This window comes from Arcticibacter eurypsychrophilus (assembly GCF_001730525.1).
In the GTDB taxonomy this organism is placed as follows: domain Bacteria; phylum Bacteroidota; class Bacteroidia; order Sphingobacteriales; family Sphingobacteriaceae; genus Arcticibacter; species Arcticibacter eurypsychrophilus.
Genome location: NZ_MDFN01000017.1, coordinates 41,453 through 60,903, shown reverse-complemented (window position 1 = coordinate 60,903; position 19,451 = coordinate 41,453). Strand labels below are relative to the sequence as shown.

Sequence of the window (19,451 nt, the reverse complement as noted above, 5' to 3'; positions counted from 1 at the left end):
TACCTATTCCTAACCCTTCCTTAGAGAGCAATAAAATTTACGTAAGTTTGCACCTTTGTAAATAATATAAAATATGCCTGATAAATGGTATCAAAGCTGGTTTAACTCCCCTTATTATCACATTCTATATAGTCAGCACAACGATTCGGAGGCAGAATTATTTATCGATAATCTTTGTTCAAAACTACACCCTGATGCAATTGCCTCAATTTTGGATATTGCTTGCGGTAGAGGCAGGCATTCCATTTATTTAAATAAAAAAGGATTTGACGTAACAGGGATTGACTTATCTCAAGCGAACATAGAATTTGCCAAAGCTTACGAGAATGAAAAACTTCATTTTTATGAGCATGACATGCGGCACTTACTGTATATTAACTACTTCAATCTGGCACTCAACCTATTCACTAGTTTTGGCTATTTTGAAACAGAAAAAGATCATATTAATGCACTGGTATCCTTCCGTAAATCTCTAAAGCCTAATGGTTTATTAGTATTGGATTATTTTAACAGTACGAGAATACTGAGTGATCTAACGGATAGGGAAACCAAAACTATTGATGGTATAGATTTCCATATAACTAAAAGGGTGGAGAATAGCAAAATTATTAAGACCATTGACTTTGAAGATAAGGGCCGTGCGTACCACTATACCGAAGAAGTTGTCGCTTTCTCTTGCGCAGACTTTGAAAGATTATTCAAGCTAAGCGGATTTGAAATAATTAATACTTTTGGAGATTACGCATTGAACGCGTACAACGAGAGCACATCAAATAGACTAATATTTATTTGCCGTAAAGCAGATGTTTGATCAATTATTACAATTAGACCACCAGTTGTTTCTGGAAATCAATCAGAGATTGGCAAATCCTTTCTTTGATTGGGTTATGCCTTTGTTCAGGAACAGATACTTCTGGGCACCTCTGTATTTATTCCTAATCGTTTTCCTGGTCAGAAATTATAATAAATATGGCTGGATCTGTATCATCTTTTTACTGATCACATTTGCTATAAGCGATTTTGTTAGCGCCTCAATGGTAAAACCCTTATTTGAACGGTTAAGGCCATGCAATGCACCCGACTTTAAAGAAGAAGTACGCTCTCTAATCAGTTGCGGCAGTGGATTCAGTTTCCCTTCCTCACATGCCACCAATCACTTCGCTATAGCTGTCTTTCTGATCGTTGTATTTTATCATCGTTGGAAACCTATTTTGCCATTGGCATTAGGATGGGCATTTTGTGTCGCCTTTGCACAAGTCTATGTAGGCGTCCATTTCCCTATTGATGTCACCACCGGTGCCTTACTAGGTTCAGTCGTTGGCTATATCACAGGTTCAACATTTCTAACACTTTACACTAAACAAATATGGAATACTGGAAACTAATTATATTATTTTCTAGCTGCTTCTTCGGAGGAATAAGTGTATTCCTTTTCCAAAAAGAGAATCCCAAACGAATAAAGCTTCTGCTTTCCTTTAGTGGAGCCTATCTGTTTTCGATTACCGTTTTACACCTTATTCCCGATGTATACAAGGTAGCAGACCATTATATCGGCCTGTTCATCTTAGGCGGGTTTCTCTTCCAGATCGTTTTGGAACAATTTTCAGATGGTATAGAACACGGGCATGTACACCGTCCGGAGCATAATCAATACGTATTCCCTTTTGCCATCATGATCAGTCTCTGTCTTCATGCTCTCTTGGAAGGCATGCCGCTCACACAAGGACATCAAAATGAATTGTTATTTGGAATAGCCTTACATCATATCCCCGCCTCTTTTGCCCTTGCCAGTGTATTACTACAAAACCGGGTGAACAAAAATATGATCATTGGCATGATCGTTTTATTTTCCCTCATGACTCCTGGTGGCTATTTATTAAGCGCCGGAATCAGCAATGGATCAATGGGAAATATCGATGCTTATTTCAATAGAATAATGGCTGTAGTAATCGGTATTTTTCTACATATCTCTACAACCATACTATTTGAATCAAGCGTGGATCATCATTTCAATAAACGCAAATTGGTTGCCGTACTTGCAGGAACCAGTATTGCATTAATAGGCTTTTTGTTACACTAACCGACCGACCTAGCTTTCTATAAGCGGGCTTTCTGCTGCATTGATCAACCCCTAAGTTTATCCAGCAGCACATTAAGCTGATGCGCTTCTTCTTCTGTGATGTTCTTTTTCAGAATATCTTCAGGAGTAACAATAGGATCCAGATAGGCTAAAACATCAAGTCCAAGTTGCGTAATAACAATATCTACTGCCCTGCGATCAACTGAATTAACCGTACGGGTAACCAACTCCTTTTGAACTAAGCGCTCCACAATTCTGGACGCATCCGACATTTTATCCAGCATCCGTTCCTTAACCAGGTTGATTGTTGCTGGCTTAGGGTACTGTCCCCTCAAAATCCGCAATACATTATATTGCTGCAAGGTAACCTGTTCTGTGCTCAAACGCTCTTTTACAAGCCCTGTAATCCAACTGTAGGAATAAATCATATTCACTACCAGTTTATGATAGTCATTTTTAAACCTTACCTGATGAATCTCCTTCTCTAGTTCCATTTTTTAAAAAAATTAACGGTTAATCACTTTTATTTCATCTGATTGTCCGTAATTCCATGGGCAGTGTATGCATTTGTTTTTGCAGCAGTATCCTCTTTTTAGATGATACAACTGAGTTAAGACCATTTTCCCTTCTTTATTAAAATAATAATCCTGCTTTTCTATCAGCATTACATTAAAATTTTAACCGGTAAAACACCTGAAAAATGCTTTCTAAGATGCTCGCCGTCCCCATGAAGAGTCCATATTTCTGCAGGATTAACTTCCTGTATATATTTCAAAATATCATTCCAATCTGCGTGATCCGATATATATAATTCCAGGTCATTGCTGGCCTGTAATTTTTTCCATCCAGAGGCAAACGCCCTTAAAACTCCTTTAGCCCTAAAATAGCAATTAAAGGTAAGTGGAGGAACGATATAAACAAATCCCTTATCGGGAAACTTCATCAATTTTCTGTTATAAGGCTGATAATCTCCTGGATTAAATCCATAATCCTCGTAAATCTTTGTAATACCGAGCATTGAATGATGCAAAAGTACACTTCGTTGAGGACAATATGCTGAAATAAGATGAATTAACCGCTGACTTTTCCCTAAAGCATAAGAACCGAGCAATACATTATGGTTTGAAGCATTTAATTTCTTAATTTCTTCTATCGGATCTGGATGAATCACCTCAGGATTTGCAAAAGTAGTTTCCGTAATTAACACATCAGCCTGCACACTTTCAAGCGGCTCACACGTTGGATCAGCCTGCATTTTAATATCTCCCGTATACAGGTATCGCATTCCCTCATACTCCATCAGGATCTGTGCAGAACCCAGAATATGACCCGCAGAAATAAAAGTAATCTTTACCTGATTGATATAAAAAGGCTGATGAAAATCAAATAAATGAAATTCCCTACCAGCATTTTTCCTTAACCGTAGCTTCATAATAGACTCCGTAGCAGGCGTACAATAGATCGTATCATTACCCGGACAGGCATGATCTCCATGCGCATGAGAAATCAGTGCAACCTTTACCGGTAATTTAGGATCCAGATAAAACGCTCCAACGGCACAATATAGACCATGATCACCCACACGAATAAAGTCAGGCAAAATCATATCTTACCTTCCGATAAAGTAACAAATCGCTTATGCAGCTCCAATACCTGAGGAATAATTAGGTTCAGCTCATCATTCAGAACGCAGAAGTCCGCCCGCTTTTCCTTCTCTTCCTCACTCATCTGTTTATCCATTCTTTTCATAATATCATCCCTGCTCATGGTATCCCGCTGCATGATCCGGGAAATCCGAAGCGACAAAGGCGACTTTACCAACAGGGTATAATCACAATCCTGATCGGAGCCACTTTCGAAAAGTATAGCAGCCTCCTTCAATACATATTTACAATTCTGATCCTCCGACCATTGTTTAAAATCACGAAACACCGCAGGATGAACCAATGCGTTGAGTTTGTTAAGTAAGTTGGCATCGTTAAAAACCAGAGCACCAAGCATGGAACGGTTGAGTACCCCAGAGGAATAAACCTCATCACCAAATACTGCTTTAACAGATGCAATAAGCTCTTTATCCGTATGCATCACTAACTTAGCACGTGCATCAGCATAATACACCGGAACCCCCAGTAGCTCGAATATCCGGCATACCGTTGTTTTACCGGTACCTATCCCGCCTGTAATTCCAATTTTTAACATCATTTTTTTATGAAGAAATCAACTACCTGCGGATCAACCTTAACCAGTTTTGAATATCCCGGAATATGTGTAAGCTTTAACGGAAGTTGAGAATATCCCTGTTCTCTGGAATCCTTTAAATTTATAGATACCTCGAAGGAGTCCTGATTTACACTTGCATAGCGGCTTAAAGCGGTTAATACAGTGATCGATACCTTTTCAGGCAACACATGCACATCATAACCCTCCGCATTTAACACTTTAATAGGAACTTTAACTATCTTTTCAGTAAATCGTTCTATAGGAATTTCGACTTTAACGGACAAGGGGAAAATATCCATATTATCAACGTTCGATTTTATAAAGCCTACTTTGGCCAAAATAGTATCTTTAACATCAACTCTTTTAAAGACGGATGTAGGCCAAAATTTGAACTTTTTCAAATCAACCGCTGCTCCATTCACGATTACATGATCCGGAATCAGTTTGATAGGTCCTGAAATTCCATAGGTAGGCACAAATGAGATGTCCTTAATCAATTTAATGGGGACCTTCTTGACCGATCGCTTAGAAAAATCAAAGAAAAGGGTATCCGGATTAACTGCAATAACACGCTGATTAGATTCAAACTGCTTATTCAGATCATTCATCTGATTTGAAAACACAATATAACTACGCGAACTCAGGGCGCTCAAACTAACATTAATAACCGGGGGTTGAAGTCGCAACCTCGAAAACAATAACTGCCATCCTGATCCTTCAATCTGCAGTGAAACGCTATCTTCCTGCAAAGGATGATAGGCACGGTTTTCAGGAGGATCAATATAGTTAATCCGGGAATCTACCCTGTATTTATAATTACCAGACAAGGCGATTAGCATCCAGGTTGCAAACGCGACTATTAAACAGCTTAAAAAAACTGTCAGCCTTCGTCTTTCAATCCGATTTAAACTTGTCAGGGGCATAATTCGTAAATATATAATAAAATTACCCCTACCAAACAAAGCATCTGTATCTAATACGATTAGAGGAATGCCTTTTTGATAAAAATCAATTAAACAAATAATCCCCAAAATTAAAATCCATTACAGATTAATTTTGAGGAAGTAATGCATTAAAAAAGAGCTACACTATTCAAAAATAGCAATCTCCCTATTTCTTTTTCTAAGCTTTAACGTTGGTGTTCATTGCCTTAGAAGCATCAAGAGAAATTGCTGATTTATCAAAGCGAATTTTAGTACCACTTTCCACTTCGATAAGGAAAGAAGTATCATTCATTTCAACAATTTTTCCATGAATACCTGCAGAAGTAATCACCTTATCACCTTTTTTAAGTTCTTCAATAAATTTCTTCTGATCCTTCGCCTTCTTCATTTGAGGGCGAATCATGAAAAAGTAAAATACGACGATAATTAACACCATCGGCAGGAAACTCATCAGTTGAGAAGTACCTGGTAATTGTAATAAAATTGATGTAGTCATTTTTATGGTTATTTATTTAAAGATTGAACTTCCCCTTTAAGAAATAGTTCGGTTGAAGCGTTTACGGCATTGGAGGTAATCATTACCTGTTTGTTTTGCATTCCACTTTTGCCGGTACTATCAAATACTACTTTAATCGCAGCACTTGCACCCGGTGCAATGGGCTCGTGTGGATAATCAGGCACTGTACAACCACAACTAGCCGTAGCATTTGAAATGATTAAAGGGTCAGTCCCTGTATTTTTAAATTTAAAATCATAAGCAACCTTGTCCCCTTCAGTAATTTTACCGAAGTTGTAGACACTACTTTCGAAGACCATAGTAGCCTTACTCACCGAGTCAGAAACGATTGAATCTGCACTGGTTACTTTAGATTTATTGCTGTTACATGAACTCACACTAACGGCAATAGCAGCGATCGCGATAATAAGAAACTTTTTCATATCTAGTTTTATTCTATTAATCCCCTACCAGTTTTACGGATTTTTCCGGCAGCTCTAAGGTCCAACATAATTTTGTCTAAAATACCATTAATAAACAAATTACTCTTAGGTGTACTAAACTCTTTTGCAATTTCTATATATTCATTCATGGTCACCTTTACAGGGATCTCCGGAAAATGTACCAACTCGGAAATAGCCATTTTCATTAGTAGGATGTCGATCACAGCAATTCGCTCCGCATCCCATTTTTCTGTTTTATCAGCGATGTATTTTTGAAACTCCTGATCAAATGTAATCACCCTTCTGGTCAGATCAAGAATATAATCCCGGTCCTCACTCCATGATGCACTAATCAGCGACAATTTATTCTCTTTAGCCACCTCGCTCTGGAAATTGCTGAATGTTTTAGCCATCATCGCTTCAAGCACATCCTTATCTACAGACCAGTTGATAAATTTCTCTTCAAAAACTTGTTCGATGCCCGGAGTCTTACGAATAATCTTTTTAAAAATATATTTGATAATTTCCTTTTCCGAACGTAACGAAGTATCTTCACTCAACAGATAGGCCTCGTAAGCTTCCGACGATTTTAAGATATTGAAAATATCCTTAATCACTTCGCGATCAAAGCTATACTCCAATGCATACTTTTGTGCTCCAGCCTGGTAGGCAGGATGATCACGTAATAACTGAATAAATCTATTGGTGTTTAACTTAGTATTTGCATGAAGGTCGGTTTCATCCGGACGGTGTTTATTGGCGCGCTCATCCGCATCGACCAAAACATAATCTGCTACATTAACAAGTAAACCCAGCAGCGAGATGTACATTTCGTAAACTTCGTCTACACTTTCTAATAATTTCTTTTCAAAAGTTTTAACTACTTTGTCTTCAGATGCCTGGTATGCATATAAAACCTGCAATACCTTCACTCTAAGCTGCCTTCTATTTAACATGTTATAAGAACGATTTATATAAATTTGTACTATTATTTTTGATCATTTAAGCCTACTGCAAAAGGCAGAAAGCTTTAAATATTTAGAATGATCCCTTGATTTTTCTTATGTCAGAAATTCTTTTTTCCGCAATGATATCTGCAGCACGATTCGCTGGAATTTGATCACGTATTGATTTTTGTAATACTCCTCTGGTAGCCGAATAAATATTCTCTGCCAGCTGCATGGTACGCTTACGACTAAACCCGGCCAGCTCCGAATAACAATTAATCATTCCACCTGCATTAATCAGGTAATCCGGTGCATACAGAATTCCTTTTTCAAGAAGCATCTGTCCATGTACATCTTCATCCGCCAGCTGATTATTTGCCGATCCAGCTATAATTGCACACTTCATTCGGGGAATAGTTTCCGAATTAATCGTTGCACCCATAGCACATGGAGCGTAAACATCAAACTCCAGATCAAGGATACTGTTGTTGGGGATGGCATGAGCGCCATATTTAGCAGCAACCAGCATCGCCCGTTCTTCATTTATATCACTCACATATACCTTTGTATGCTCTTCACGAAGCAAATGGATCAGGTTCTCTCCTACCTGTCCCGCTCCCTGCACAGCAACCGTACGGCCAATTAAACTATCGTTACCAAAATGTTCTTTTATACAGGCCTTAATCCCCATCAAAACACCTTTTGCAGCAATTGGAGACGGATCTCCGCTGCCTCCAAGTGTTTCAGGAACGCCCGTTACATATTGAGTTTCCATGCGGATGTACTCCATATCTTTCGGATTCGTACCCAAATCTTCAGCAGTAATAAATGAACCATTCAGATTTTTGATAAACCGTCCAAAACGACGCATCAGCGCTTCAGTTTTACCGGTAGAACTATCGCCAATGATCACGGCATTTCCACCACCAAGATTCAATCCTGTGATTGCAGCCTTATAGGTCATAGTACGCGAAAGACGCAATACATCTTTCAACGCATCTGCTTCGGTTGCATAGGTCCACATACGGGTTCCACCAAGTGCAGGACCTAATGTAGTATCATGTATGGCAATAATAGCTTGTAATCCGGTGTCCTCATCACTGCAGAAAACCACATTCTGATGGGAACATTTACTAAGCTGATTAAATACAGAACTTTCTTCAAACGACTTTAAAGACATATTTTTCGTGACGGAATGAGAGCTCAAAAGTAATACTTTTTCTTAATTATTTATCTTTAATAGCGATAATATAAAGGGAATTAATCCGTTAGTTCAAGCTAACAGATAATTCCGGACATATTGATACTTACTTGAACACATTAAGGAGACAAGAAGAATATGGTTTTAATGCATCTTCGCTGCTTGTTCGTTCGCTCACGCTTGCAGCTTCGCTAAAACAGTGTTTTTAGCGGTGACCAAAGGAGCAAGCAGCCTGCGAGCAGCGACTCAGGTATATAGCAATGACCTACTCATTACGATCTCCTCTCCTACCCGGATATGACAAATTTACAATCATGGATAACGCTTTATTCATTACTTTTGCATATCGCTGAATGAAACATCTTGCATATCTAAATAAATTCTTCTTCAAATATCGCTGGCGAATGCTCCCCGGGATCATCTTTGTGATCACGTCCAATATTTTTGGGGTACTGCCAGCCCGTGTCATTCGCATCGCCTTCGACCTGGTGAGCGAAAACATTGACGTCTTCCGTCTTTTCAATGGCTTTGAAAGACAAGAGCTTGTTTATCAGATCTTCGGAACCAGTTTATTGTTTTTTGGAGCACTGGTACTTGTACTAGCACTAATCAGGGGGATCCTTCTTTTTTTTATGAGACAAACCATTATCCTGATGTCGCGCCATATTGAATACGACCTTAAGAACGAAATTTACAACTATTACCAAAAGCTCTCTATGAGCTTTTATAGAAAGAATGACACCGGAGACCTGATGAATAGGGTAACCGAAGACGTGAGCCGTGTTCGAATGTATGTAGGGCCCGCCATTATGTATAGTTTAAATACTGTGGTTCTATTTGCACTGATCATTATTTCTATGGTCAACGTCAACCTCAAACTTGCCTTTTTCAGTCTCCTGCCCTTACCCATCATGGCGGTAATCATTTATTACATCCACTCGAGCATCAACGTTAAAAGTGAACAGATTCAGAAACAGTTATCTAAACTTTCGGGCTTTGTTCAGGAAAATTTCTCCGGAATCCGGGTAATTAAAGCCTATGGACGTGAGGATCATATTCGGGAGAAGTTTGCTGATGAGAGTGAAGATTATAAAGAGGCATCGCTAAATCTGGTACAGGTTCAGGCCGTATTTTACCCGGTTCTGATGTTATTGATTGGCATTAGTACCATTGTTACCATTTATATAGGGGGCGCAGAAGTGATTAATGGTTCCATTTCGGCGGGAAATATTGCTGAGTTTGTGGTCTATGTAAACATGCTGATGTTCCCTGTGATGTCCCTGGGTTGGGTCACCTCACTCATTCAACGTGCCGCAGCATCACAAAAAAGAATCAATGAATTTCTGAAAACTGAATCGGATATTACTTCTGTTAGTTTGCCGGAATATACGATGACGGGAGAAATTGAATTTAGAAATGTCACTTTTATTTATCCGGATACAGGAATTGTAGCGCTTGATAATGTATCGTTTACGGTAAAACCAGGTCAGTTTATGGCCATCATTGGACGGACAGGCTCAGGGAAAACGAGTATTGCTAATTTGATTATGCGTATGTACGACCCCACAAGTGGAACGATTCTTATTGATGGAATCCCGTTAAAGGAGGTAGATTTAAGCAGATATCGGAATAATATTGGCTTCGTACCTCAGGATGTATTCCTGTTTTCGGACACGATTGCCAACAACATTGCCTTTGGAGAGCGCATAACAGATATGGCGAAGGTATATCAGGCAGCCAAAGATGCAGCCGTATTTAACAACATCATTAAGTTTGAACATGGGTTTGAAACCATGGTTGGCGAACGGGGTGTTACGCTATCGGGGGGACAAAAACAGCGGGTTTCCATAGCCAGGGCGCTAATTAAATCGCCCAAACTGCTCATTATGGATGATTGCCTGTCCGCCATAGATACCAAAACAGAAGAAGAGATTTTAAGACATCTGGGTGCTAATCTGCACGGGCGTACCAGTATATTGATTGCCCATCGCGTTTCAACCATTAAAAACGCAGATATTACTCTTGTTTTTGACAATGGCAAGATCGTGGAACAGGGAAATCATTATGAACTGTTAAAACGGGATGGGGTGTACAAACTTTTATACGACAGACAGCTCCTGGAAGAAGAAATTACAGAGGAAAAATAAACAAATTTTCGTGTTAAATGTATTTTGAACTTTGATAATTAAAATATTATATTTACCCCAACCAAACTTTAACTATAACATGGGAGATTTTGATAACAAAGAGAGAGAAGAGGTTTTTTCAAAGAAAGTAAGAGCTGGAAAGCGCACCTATTTTTTCGATGTAAAGTCGACTCGTTCGAACGACTATTACATTACGATCACGGAAAGCAAGAAACGTTTAGAGGACGGTGTTTTTGTTAAACACAAGATCTTTTTATACAAAGAGGATTTTGAGAAGTTTGCTGAAGGATTTAAGGGGACGGTCGATTATATTAAAGATCACCAGGATGTTATAGAAAAGAAGTATGAATTCACTGAACACCCCGTTGAAGTGGCTAAAACAGAAGATGATTTCACATTTTAAAGACAGAGTTTAAGTACCTGTTTCTCATTTATACTATTTCAACCATGCAAGAACTGCATGGTTTTATTTTTTTAATAGATCTCATAACTCATTCAAAAAGTCTTTAGCAGATGTGGTTTGTAGTTGTCCTTTTGTAAAAAGTTGCATTTCTTCTAATCCTGCTTTAATATTATCAATACTCTTTGATTCGCTACGCATTTTCTTGAGGTGTTCATTCAGGTTTTGCCCTTGCTCCTTACTGATGATGCCTTTATACTTATCTGAGAGTTTTGTCTTAAATGGAGCATTATTCTTTTCCAACACTTTAATCAAATGCAGTTCTTCCAATTCATGCAAAAGTCCTGCAGCTTTTTGGTTGGTCAATTGTATAAGCATGGTATCCATAGGAGAAATTTAAATTATAAAGCTAATTTAAATAAAAATTAAGCAATGACAGAGAAATACAGATAAAGAGCAAAACTTTAAAACTCTCCCTTCTTTAATGAACCTTTAGTACCCTATTTACTCTAATACATATTTTATATCTTTGCCCTTTATTTTCCATAATGAAGGCGACAACTGATCATCACTTCTTGGGACTACAGGATCTCTCTTTGCATACCTATGAAAGTAGCAAAGTAGTCATTCAACAAATCCCCTATGAGCACACTTCATCCTATGTTACAGGATCTGAAGCCGGACCAGCAGCCATAGTAAAGGCTTCGGAGTTTGTCGAGTGTTATGATGAGGAAATTGACACCGAAATTGCCGAACGGATTGGTATCAATACACTTGCTCCTTTAGTGTTTGGATCGCTGATTAATGCGGAAGCAATTTCCCTTATCGAAGAGTCGACGGCTGAGTTATTAAAGGATGGCAAATTTGTTGTTTCCTTTGGAGCCGAACATACTGCTACGTATGGAATAGTAAAAGCTTTTGCCAAAAAATATAAGAACTTAAGTATCCTGCAGATCGATGCGCACTCCGATTTAAGGCAAAGTTACCAGGGGAACAAGCTTTCGCATGCCTGTGTGATGGCACGGATTCATGATATGGGACTTACAATTTGCCAGGCAGGTATTCGTGCACTGTCACGCGAAGAAGCTGAGCTGATAAAAAAATCGGATAACATCAATACTTTTTATGCCCATCAGATCAGAAGAAATCCGTTATGGATGGAGGAAATCATAGCACCCTTAAGCAATGATGTATACATCACAATAGATGCGGATGGATTTGATCCTTCAATCATGCCAGGAGTGGGAACAGCAGAACCTAACGGTTTATTTTGGACTGAAACGCTTCAGTTACTTCACCTGGTATGTAAAGAAAGAAATGTGGTTGGCTTCGACATTGTAGAATGTGTGCCCATCAAAGGAAGCATCTTATCAGAATATACGCTGGCTAAACTGGCCTATAAATTACTGGGCTACCGATTTATCTCTTAGTTATTATCAAAATTAGCATACATATAAAAATTCAACTTACTATATAAATGGCTTTACAATGTGGAATTGTTGGTTTACCCAACGTCGGAAAATCAACTCTATTTAACTGTTTATCAAATGCAAAAGCACAGGCAGCAAACTTCCCATTCTGTACGATAGAACCGAATGTGGGTGTTATAACTGTTCCTGACGAGCGCTTAACTAAACTTGCCGAGCTGGTAATACCTAATCGGATCGTGCCCAATACAATAGAAATTGTAGACATCGCAGGTTTGGTTAAGGGCGCAAGCAAGGGAGAAGGTTTAGGAAATCAATTCCTGGGGAACATCAGGGCAACCGATGCTATTATTCATGTACTTCGTTGTTTCGACGATGGCAATGTAATCCATGTAGATGGTTCGGTAGATCCTATTCGTGATAAAGAAATTATAGATACAGAACTTCAGTTGAAGGATCTTGAGGCTGTTGGCAAAAAGATCCAGAAAGTGGAAAAGATGGCAAAGACGGGTGGAGACAAGGACGCTAAAAAAGCCTATGAGGTTTGCAATATCGTCAAAGCGCATCTTGAATCGGGCAAATCTGTTCGTACTGCCCTACTTTCTGATGAAGATAAGGAGTATATTGATGATCTGTTTTTGCTTACCGCTAAACCGGTTGTTTATGTATGTAATGTGGATGAAAATTCGGTTACTGCGGGCAACCATTATGTAGACCTGGTACGTGAGTCTGTGAAAGAAGAAGATGCTGAAGTTTTGATCATCTCGGCTAAAATAGAATCAGAGATTGCTGAACTGGAGAGTTACGAAGAAAGACAGGAATTTTTGAATGACCTTGGTTTGAAAGAATCAGGAGTAAGTCAGCTTATTCAGGCTGCTTATAAACTTTTAAAACTGGGCACCTATTTCACTGCTGGTGTACAGGAAGTACGGGCATGGACCATTACAATGGGGTTTACTGCTCCACAGGCTGCCGGAGTGATCCATAGTGACTTTGAAAAAGGTTTTATCCGTGCAGAGGTGATTAAGTATGATGACTTTATTAAATATGGTTCTGAAGCGGCATGTAAAGAGGCTGGTAAGTTAAGTGTGGAAGGCAAACAATATGTAGTTTCGGATGGTGATATCATGCACTTCCGTTTTAATGTTTAATAATCAAAAGGTATTAATTCTTAATAACAGAAAAAGACTGTCTCTAATAGGGACAGTCTTTTTCTGTTATACATATCTTCAATACTGAATTTTTCTTATCACATCTAAACTTATTTCAGTGGACTACTGCTATAAATATGATATTCGCCAGGTGCAAGTGTTGTCGGATATACTGTTCCTGAAACGTTAACAGTAGCACCTGTAAAGTAGTCGTACCATGCTCCGCTGGAAGGGAAAGGAACATCCATGGACTTAGCCGTCACATCGAAATTACCCGTTACCACTACATTTACGGTCGAACTTTTCAATACAATATACTTTATTGAGCCCGTCAAATTGTATTGAAAATCAGTCGTAGCAAACACCGCATTATTCTTCCTAAGGTTAATCAGTTTTGAATATACGTTATATAGTGCCTTCCGATTGGCATTAGCCGAGTAGTCCCAAAGTACAGGCTTCTCTCCTGTACGGCCATTTTGGTCAATTGAAATGTCGTATCCCAGTTCTCCGAATTGCCAGATCATTTTAGGTCCGGGAACCGCAAAGAAGAAAGCAGCAACTAATGCCTGGCGTTTAAGAGCAGTTTCAAACGTTTTTATATTGTATGTTCCTGCGGAATTACCATATTGAAGGTTCTTGTACATCAACCTCTCTTCGTCATGGCTCTCCATATATGTGACCAGTTTGTCTGTTTGGGTGAAACCATGTTTATCATAAAAGGCTCTTGAAAAGTCTGAATTACCTATATATCCCATACTGGCCTCATTGAAGGCACCGTTGAGATTATTCCATAACATCATTCCATTATCACTCAGTTCTTTTTCTTCTGCATCAGCAGCGAAATGCTCGAGTATCACATAGAAATTAGGGTCAATGGACTTCATATAAGAATTATATTCCTTCCAGATCTGAATGCGACTGGCATCATAAGCACCCCAGGTACTTACCGCAGCATCTGTTGTACCCGAATTCTTTTGAGTGAAACCCTTGGACAGATCGAAGCGGAAACCATCTATTTTATATTGCTGCATCCAAAACTTGACAACATTCTTGACGAAGTACTTGGTAGCCTGACTTTCATGATTAAAATCATACCCTACATTGTAAGGATGCATAGGATCAGTATTAAACCAGGGATTGTCAGCAGTAGGTTTACTAGTTGCCTGATCAAAATAGAGCTGCACCATAGGAGACTGTCCAAAGGAATGGTTCAACACCATATCCATAATTACAGCGATCCCTCGGATATGGCACTCATCAATCATCTGTTGAAGGGCCATTTTTGTTCCATAATATTTATCAGGAGCGAAATAGAAGGAAGGATTATATCCCCAGCTGGAGTTCCCTTCAAACTCTTCAATTGGCATCAGTTCTATGGCATTAACTCCAAGCCGGCTGAGATAGTTCAGCGTATCTTTCAATGTGGAGTAGTTATGATTGCCTAAAAAATCACGCAGGTGTAACTCATAGATGACCAGGCTCTTAGGGTCAGGCCTTACAAAACTGGCATTTTTCCAGTTATATATAGGTTGATTGGCCTGCATAATACTTACAATACCACTTGTCTTTCCTGTAGGATATGCTTTCAGAGAAGGATAAATTGCGGATGGAATGAAAGAATCATTAGAAGGATCAAGTACTTTCTCACTATAAGGATCCGCAATTTTTAATGTTCCATTCACCCAATACTGATAGGCATATTCTTTATCAGGATCCAGATTATCCAGTTGTACCCACCAACGAGTTCCATCAGGTGTACGTTTCATGAAATTAGCAGGGGTAGCTTTCCAGTCGTCTAATTCTCCAATTACATACACAAATTGTTTTCCCGGAGCATATAAATTGAAGATAGCGGACCTGCCATTATTAATATAGGTTACCCCATCTTTAGCATTTGCAGGTAAGCTCGCTTCCTGAACGGTGCCGTTTAATGTAAAAGTAAATGAAGTTTCTGCCGTTACTCCGGCACTAGTAGCAACTACTCTAACAAGTTGTGAACCAACTGTCGTTAATTTTACTTTTGTTGTAATTGAACTGACATTACTAGCAGTCCCTATACTGACCCCATTTAAATAAAGGGTTAAGTCAGCAGCCTTCGAAGCTATAGCAGAGATGTTTAATTCCTGACCGACAACCTGAACTTGTATGGCTGGCGCAGGTGAATATAAAGGCTCAAATTCAGGATCAATAAACCGAACGTCTAATTTTCCGGACTCTGTAATGGGCAAATAGATATCACTGTTATCTCTATTCCTGGCCACCAGGGTTCCATCCGCATTGCGAAAAACCATGGCGATCTTTTGAATCTTTTCTCCTGCAGGAACGTTGAAGAAGGCTCTTGGGCTAATAGTTATTTCATAAATCCCATTCCCCATAGGAGTTAAAACAGACGCAGGATCGGGTACATTAAACGAACTGCTTTTGGTATACTTCCAGTCGCCCGCGCCTGTACTCTTATCTGTAATCACCCCCGCGTGCATATAAACATTACCGGATATACTTTTAAGTCCTTGATTTCCTCTGGAAGCATCGAAGGTTATAGTCAACGGATCATCCCCTGTAGGGAATGAAGGCGACCAAGTTATCAATCCTGCAGAGGCTTCAACAACCGGAATTTCTGTATCATTCATGTCTTTCTTACGGCAACCTGTACTAATAATTAAGGGTAGCAATAATAATAAATATATACTTTTCATAGGAGGTTTTTTAAAAACATAATGGATTAGGTTTAATGACGAAGAAGGAATTTAACCCTGGCTATCCCGAACATTTAGTATAGAGACAGCTGCAGCGAGCATTAAAACACCTGCCATAACGAGCGCGTAAATTGCTTGTCCGCCGAAAAGCTGTTTAACGATCATTCCTCCAAAGAAACCATTTACAATTTGCGGGAAGGTGATGAAAAAGTTAAAAATGCCCATGTAAACTCCCATTTTCCGTGCAGGAATAGAACTTGATAAAATAGCATAAGGCATAGCAAGGATACTACCCCAGGCCAGACCAATACCAATCATGGAGAAGATAAGAATTTGGGGATCAGAAATAAAATAGATCGAGAGCAGGCCTATTCCCCCGGCACATAATGAAAAGGCATGTGCTATTTTCCGGCTTGTCATTCGTGCTATTGAGGGAAGACACAATGCATATATGGCTGACACTCCATTGTAAATACCAAACAAGATGCCTACCCAATTCGCTGCATCGGCATAGCGGGAAGAAGTAGTATCTCCGGGAAGGACATTATAAACATGTTGTGCAATGGCGGGAGTGGAAAACACCCACATGGAAAATAAAGCAAACCAGGAGAAGAATTGAACCAATCCTAACTGTTTCATCGTGGCAGGCATATTGGAGAAATCAGTGAAGATACTCATGATTCCCTTTTGCTCCCCTACTTCGGGCTCACTTTCCTGAAACCGTGCACGTTCCTCGGGAGAATATTCTTTTGTAGTGACCACCGTCCACACTAATGAAAATAACAGGACCGCTGCTCCAACATAGAATGAATAAATGACATTATTAGGAATTACACCAACTGCTGCAATCTTTGAAACGCCCAGATATTCCGAAAACACATAAGGGAGCCATGAACCAATAACAGCACCTGCGCCAATTAGGAAGGTTTGTACGGAGAAACCAATACTATGCTGATCGTTGGGAAGGTTATCCGCAACTAAAGCCCTGAAGGGCTCCATTGCCACATTAAAAGAAGCATCCATGATCATCAACATCCCTGCTCCTACTAGTATAGGTGGCAATAAATAAGCTAACATGGCCGAATTTGGCATAAAGATTAATGCCAGGGCCGCAAGTACTGCTCCTGTAAGAAAATACGGTCTGCGCCTACCCAACCTGTTCCATGTCCGATCGCTGTAATGGCCAATGATCGGCTGAATAATCATTCCAGTAATAGGTGCTGCCAGCCAAAAGAGTGAAAGATGTTCTACATCTGCACCAAAGGTTTGCAGTATTCTGGAAGCATTCCCATTCTGCAGTGCAAAACCAAATTGGATTCCGAAGAAGCCGAAGCTCATATTGAATATTTGCAGAAAAGAAAGCTTCGGCTTAGCCAAAAGTTTCAGTTTATCTATTACTGGGTTCATATTTTAGGTTTTTTATGGTTTTAAAATCGGAACATTTTCGCTTGTAGAGTTGTCAACTGTTTTCATGCCTGTTGTCTATTACTTGTTTAAAATCGGAACATTTTTGCTTGTACAGGGGCTAGTTTGATATGAATCCCTTGCTTTACGGAAGGAATAGTGCTGCTTTCGCCACTTAACATATCGGTTAGTTTAAACTGGTTATTGGCCAGACCTTTACTTATTAAATCCGGAAGCTGAATAGTGGTTTCCAGACTCTTTTCACGGTCAAAATTGGCAATAATTAATACGCGTTCGTTCTTGGTATAACGGATATAGGCATACATCCTGTTATTAAATCCGGGTTGATCTTTTAATTCATAAAATTGACCCTGGCTAATAGCTTCACTCTGAGTGCAAACATGAAACAGGTTTGCATAAAAGTTTCGCAGTTGCTTTTGCTTTTCGGATAACAGTGCTCCATCAAAAGCACCACCATTCATCCATTTCTGATGCTCTGGGACACCCCAATAATCAAAGATACTGGTACGGTTGTCTTCTCCCCCAAAGCCTTCATTTCCACGACCGGGCTCCCCTACTTCCTGTCCGGAATAAATCATCACGGGTCCACCGGAAAGTGTTGCCGATACAATCATAGCAGGGAGCGCATATGCCGGATCTTTGGCAAAACCATCGGATGCAATCCGTTCTTCATCATGATTCTCCAAAAAGCGAAGCATATGATCAGAAAAGTCTTTACTTTCTTCATTGGCCACGAAACTGATGTCTTTAACATCAGCCTCTGATTCGTTTTTTATCAATTTCCGCAACCCATCATACAAACCTACTTTATCATACAAATAATCAAATTTACCAACGGTGATATATTCTTTATATAGCTTGGGATTATAAACTTCAGCAATAAAGATGATGTTAGGATGGAGTTTTTTGATTTGAGGAATCACCCAGTTCCAAAACTCTACAGGAACCATTTCAGACATATCGCATCGGAAACCATCCACATCTTTTTGGGCCCAGAATACCAGGATGTCCTTCATTTTTACCCAAACTGGAGGAATAGGGTCCAGATATTTCTTTTCTTTATTCTGATAATCGATCCCATAGTTGAGTTTAATCGTTTCAGACCAGTCGCCTAAACCCGGATTTGCTGCAAAGACATTGTTCCCTGTTGCTTTGGCAGGATTTTCATCGAAAAGCAAATCTTTAAGCGGGCTTTTAAAGTTTTTACCTCCAGCATCAGTTCCTTCAGGCACAACAAATGATTCACCTGGGATATAATAGAAATCATTGAGCGTAGAAAAAGCTTTTGTCCTGTCATCTCCTTCGCCAAAATCCTTTACGCCGGCAGGTTTGGCGTCTGAGTTATAAGTACGGGCTACATGATTAGGAACGAAATCCATAATCACTTTTAAGCCATGTTTATGGGTTCGTGTAATCAGGGCTTTGTATTCTGCCATCCTCTTCTTTACATTCACTGCAAGATCGGGATCTACATCATAATAATCCTTAATTGCATAAGGCGATCCTGCTCTTCCTTTAACAATATCCGGATCATCCATCTTGATTCCATAGGCCGAATAATCGGTCATGGTGGCATGTTCAATCACACCGGTGAACCAAAGATGCGTTACACCTAATTTTTTTAGTTCATCAAGAGCCTTCGCATTGATATCATTAAACTTGCCAGCTCCATTTTCTTCTATAGATCCATAGAACTTATTAGTGGTATTGGTATTACCGAAATGCCGTACCATCATTTGATAGATAATCAGTTTATGATTATCTATGTTTTCCTTATTATCCATAGAAAGTTTGCTCGGTTTTGATCGATTACTGCAAGCATTCAGTATACACAAACTGAACAAGGCAAAAAAGAGAACTGTTTTCATTTTTTA

The 19,451-nt window shown here is 39.3% G+C and carries 20 protein-coding genes; 7 read left to right on the top strand and 13 right to left on the bottom strand.

What is annotated here, in order from left to right:
• Window positions 1–73: 73 nt before the first annotated feature.
• Genes BFL47_RS10850 through BFL47_RS10840 form a run of 3 tightly spaced genes read left to right on the top strand, consistent with a single transcriptional unit; the run spans window position 74 to window position 2,080 of the window.
• On the top strand, window positions 74–811 hold the full coding sequence (locus tag BFL47_RS10850) for a class I SAM-dependent methyltransferase (RefSeq protein WP_069659817.1): 738 nt from the start codon (window positions 74–76) through the stop codon (window positions 809–811).
• The gene (locus BFL47_RS10845; RefSeq protein WP_069659816.1) at window positions 804–1,385 is read left to right on the top strand and encodes a phosphatase PAP2 family protein; all 582 of its coding nucleotides are present in this window, start codon (window positions 804–806) and stop codon (window positions 1,383–1,385) included. The genes BFL47_RS10850 and BFL47_RS10845 overlap by 8 nt, the downstream gene beginning before the upstream one ends.
• Window positions 1,367–2,080 (top strand): ZIP family metal transporter, encoded by a 714-nt coding sequence (locus tag BFL47_RS10840; RefSeq protein ID WP_069659815.1) that lies wholly within the window; start codon window positions 1,367–1,369, stop codon window positions 2,078–2,080. Before BFL47_RS10845 ends, BFL47_RS10840 begins: the two co-directional genes overlap by 19 nt.
• A 44-nt stretch (window positions 2,081–2,124) precedes the next feature.
• Here the strand turns inward: BFL47_RS10840 and BFL47_RS10835 are convergent, their stop codons facing one another.
• From BFL47_RS10835 to BFL47_RS10800, 9 genes are all read right to left on the bottom strand, one after another.
• Window positions 2,125–2,574: a MarR family winged helix-turn-helix transcriptional regulator gene (locus tag BFL47_RS10835; RefSeq protein WP_069659814.1), complete on the bottom strand. Its 450-nt coding sequence runs from the start codon at window positions 2,572–2,574 to the stop codon at window positions 2,125–2,127.
• Window positions 2,575–2,586: 12 nt separating this feature from the next.
• A complete protein-coding gene (locus BFL47_RS19795; protein WP_170827306.1) occupies window positions 2,587–2,745 on the bottom strand; it encodes a DUF5522 domain-containing protein in 159 nt (52 codons plus the stop codon).
• Window positions 2,745–3,686: an MBL fold metallo-hydrolase RNA specificity domain-containing protein gene (locus tag BFL47_RS10830; protein ID WP_069659813.1), complete on the bottom strand. Its 942-nt coding sequence runs from the start codon at window positions 3,684–3,686 to the stop codon at window positions 2,745–2,747. Before BFL47_RS10830 ends, BFL47_RS19795 begins: the two co-directional genes overlap by 1 nt.
• Entirely contained in the window at window positions 3,683–4,282 is a 600-nt protein-coding gene (gene coaE / locus BFL47_RS10825; RefSeq protein ID WP_317042932.1) for a dephospho-CoA kinase, read from the bottom strand. The genes BFL47_RS10830 and coaE overlap by 4 nt, the downstream gene beginning before the upstream one ends.
• Window positions 4,279–5,223 carry a hypothetical protein gene (locus tag BFL47_RS10820; protein WP_069659859.1) on the bottom strand — a complete coding sequence of 315 codons (945 nt, stop codon included), beginning with the start codon at window positions 5,221–5,223 and terminating at the stop codon, window positions 4,279–4,281. The genes coaE and BFL47_RS10820 overlap by 4 nt, the downstream gene beginning before the upstream one ends.
• Window positions 5,224–5,422: 199 nt before the next feature.
• On the bottom strand, window positions 5,423–5,740 hold the full coding sequence (gene yajC / locus BFL47_RS10815) for a preprotein translocase subunit YajC (protein WP_069659811.1): 318 nt from the start codon (window positions 5,738–5,740) through the stop codon (window positions 5,423–5,425).
• 8 nt (window positions 5,741–5,748) lie between these two features.
• Window positions 5,749–6,183, bottom strand: coding sequence for a DUF1573 domain-containing protein (locus tag BFL47_RS10810; RefSeq protein WP_069659810.1), 435 nt, complete (start codon window positions 6,181–6,183; stop codon window positions 5,749–5,751).
• 8 nt (window positions 6,184–6,191) lie between these two features.
• Entirely contained in the window at window positions 6,192–7,139 is a 948-nt protein-coding gene (gene nusB / locus BFL47_RS10805) for a transcription antitermination factor NusB (RefSeq protein WP_069659809.1), read from the bottom strand.
• 82 nt (window positions 7,140–7,221) lie between these two features.
• Window positions 7,222–8,310 (bottom strand): Glu/Leu/Phe/Val family dehydrogenase, encoded by a 1,089-nt coding sequence (locus BFL47_RS10800; protein ID WP_069659808.1) that lies wholly within the window; start codon window positions 8,308–8,310, stop codon window positions 7,222–7,224.
• 374 nt (window positions 8,311–8,684) lie between these two features.
• On the opposite strand from BFL47_RS10800, the gene BFL47_RS10795 reads away from it, so the two are divergent.
• Window positions 8,685–10,478 (top strand): ABC transporter ATP-binding protein, encoded by a 1,794-nt coding sequence (locus tag BFL47_RS10795; RefSeq protein ID WP_069659807.1) that lies wholly within the window; start codon window positions 8,685–8,687, stop codon window positions 10,476–10,478.
• Window positions 10,479–10,557: 79 nt separating this feature from the next.
• On the top strand, window positions 10,558–10,881 hold the full coding sequence (locus BFL47_RS10790; protein ID WP_069659806.1) for a DUF3276 family protein: 324 nt from the start codon (window positions 10,558–10,560) through the stop codon (window positions 10,879–10,881).
• Between the two features lie 81 nt (window positions 10,882–10,962).
• Here the strand turns inward: BFL47_RS10790 and BFL47_RS10785 are convergent, their stop codons facing one another.
• Entirely contained in the window at window positions 10,963–11,265 is a 303-nt protein-coding gene (locus BFL47_RS10785) for a hypothetical protein (RefSeq protein WP_069659805.1), read from the bottom strand.
• Between the two features lie 161 nt (window positions 11,266–11,426).
• On the opposite strand from BFL47_RS10785, the gene speB reads away from it, so the two are divergent.
• Both speB and ychF read left to right on the top strand, forming a co-directional pair.
• A complete protein-coding gene (speB, locus tag BFL47_RS10780) occupies window positions 11,427–12,308 on the top strand; it encodes an agmatinase (RefSeq protein WP_069659804.1) in 882 nt (293 codons plus the stop codon).
• A gap of 47 nt (window positions 12,309–12,355) precedes the next feature.
• Window positions 12,356–13,456 carry a redox-regulated ATPase YchF gene (gene ychF / locus BFL47_RS10775; RefSeq protein WP_069659803.1) on the top strand — a complete coding sequence of 367 codons (1,101 nt, stop codon included), beginning with the start codon at window positions 12,356–12,358 and terminating at the stop codon, window positions 13,454–13,456.
• Between the two features lie 110 nt (window positions 13,457–13,566).
• Here the strand turns inward: ychF and BFL47_RS10770 are convergent, their stop codons facing one another.
• The 3 genes from BFL47_RS10770 to BFL47_RS10760 form a co-directional block, all read right to left on the bottom strand.
• Entirely contained in the window at window positions 13,567–16,152 is a 2,586-nt protein-coding gene (locus tag BFL47_RS10770) for a DUF4961 domain-containing protein (RefSeq protein ID WP_069659802.1), read from the bottom strand.
• Window positions 16,153–16,203: 51 nt separating this feature from the next.
• A complete protein-coding gene (locus BFL47_RS10765; RefSeq protein ID WP_069659801.1) occupies window positions 16,204–17,559 on the bottom strand; it encodes an MFS transporter in 1,356 nt (451 codons plus the stop codon).
• A gap of 86 nt (window positions 17,560–17,645) precedes the next feature.
• Window positions 17,646–19,361, bottom strand: coding sequence for an alpha-amylase family glycosyl hydrolase (locus tag BFL47_RS10760; RefSeq protein WP_139125808.1), 1,716 nt, complete (start codon window positions 19,359–19,361; stop codon window positions 17,646–17,648).
• Between the last annotated feature and the right edge of the window lie 90 nt (window positions 19,362–19,451).

Excerpts from the sequence above, each read along its gene's own strand:
- yajC (WP_069659811.1), bottom strand. The coding sequence starts at position 5,740 with ATGACTACATCAATTTTATTACAATTACCAGGTACTTCTCAACTGATG.
- BFL47_RS10845 (WP_069659816.1), top strand. The coding sequence starts at position 804 with ATGTTTGATCAATTATTACAATTAGACCACCAGTTGTTTCTGGAAATC.
- coaE (WP_317042932.1), bottom strand. The coding sequence starts at position 4,282 with ATGATGTTAAAAATTGGAATTACAGGCGGGATAGGTACCGGTAAAACA.
- BFL47_RS10770 (WP_069659802.1), bottom strand. The coding sequence starts at position 16,152 with ATGAAAAGTATATATTTATTATTATTGCTACCCTTAATTATTAGTACA.
- nusB (WP_069659809.1), bottom strand. The coding sequence starts at position 7,139 with ATGTTAAATAGAAGGCAGCTTAGAGTGAAGGTATTGCAGGTTTTATAT.
- BFL47_RS10800 (WP_069659808.1), bottom strand. The coding sequence starts at position 8,310 with ATGTCTTTAAAGTCGTTTGAAGAAAGTTCTGTATTTAATCAGCTTAGT.
- BFL47_RS10820 (WP_069659859.1), bottom strand. The coding sequence starts at position 5,223 with ATGCCCCTGACAAGTTTAAATCGGATTGAAAGACGAAGGCTGACAGTT.
- BFL47_RS10850 (WP_069659817.1), top strand. The coding sequence starts at position 74 with ATGCCTGATAAATGGTATCAAAGCTGGTTTAACTCCCCTTATTATCAC.
- BFL47_RS10790 (WP_069659806.1), top strand. The coding sequence starts at position 10,558 with ATGGGAGATTTTGATAACAAAGAGAGAGAAGAGGTTTTTTCAAAGAAA.
- BFL47_RS10795 (WP_069659807.1), top strand. The coding sequence starts at position 8,685 with ATGAAACATCTTGCATATCTAAATAAATTCTTCTTCAAATATCGCTGG.
- BFL47_RS10830 (WP_069659813.1), bottom strand. The coding sequence starts at position 3,686 with ATGATTTTGCCTGACTTTATTCGTGTGGGTGATCATGGTCTATATTGT.
- BFL47_RS10840 (WP_069659815.1), top strand. The coding sequence starts at position 1,367 with ATGGAATACTGGAAACTAATTATATTATTTTCTAGCTGCTTCTTCGGA.
- BFL47_RS19795 (WP_170827306.1), bottom strand. The coding sequence starts at position 2,745 with ATGCTGATAGAAAAGCAGGATTATTATTTTAATAAAGAAGGGAAAATG.
- BFL47_RS10760 (WP_139125808.1), bottom strand. The coding sequence starts at position 19,361 with ATGGATAATAAGGAAAACATAGATAATCATAAACTGATTATCTATCAA.
- BFL47_RS10785 (WP_069659805.1), bottom strand. The coding sequence starts at position 11,265 with ATGGATACCATGCTTATACAATTGACCAACCAAAAAGCTGCAGGACTT.
- speB (WP_069659804.1), top strand. The coding sequence starts at position 11,427 with ATGAAGGCGACAACTGATCATCACTTCTTGGGACTACAGGATCTCTCT.
- BFL47_RS10765 (WP_069659801.1), bottom strand. The coding sequence starts at position 17,559 with ATGAACCCAGTAATAGATAAACTGAAACTTTTGGCTAAGCCGAAGCTT.
- BFL47_RS10810 (WP_069659810.1), bottom strand. The coding sequence starts at position 6,183 with ATGAAAAAGTTTCTTATTATCGCGATCGCTGCTATTGCCGTTAGTGTG.
- ychF (WP_069659803.1), top strand. The coding sequence starts at position 12,356 with ATGGCTTTACAATGTGGAATTGTTGGTTTACCCAACGTCGGAAAATCA.
- BFL47_RS10835 (WP_069659814.1), bottom strand. The coding sequence starts at position 2,574 with ATGGAACTAGAGAAGGAGATTCATCAGGTAAGGTTTAAAAATGACTAT.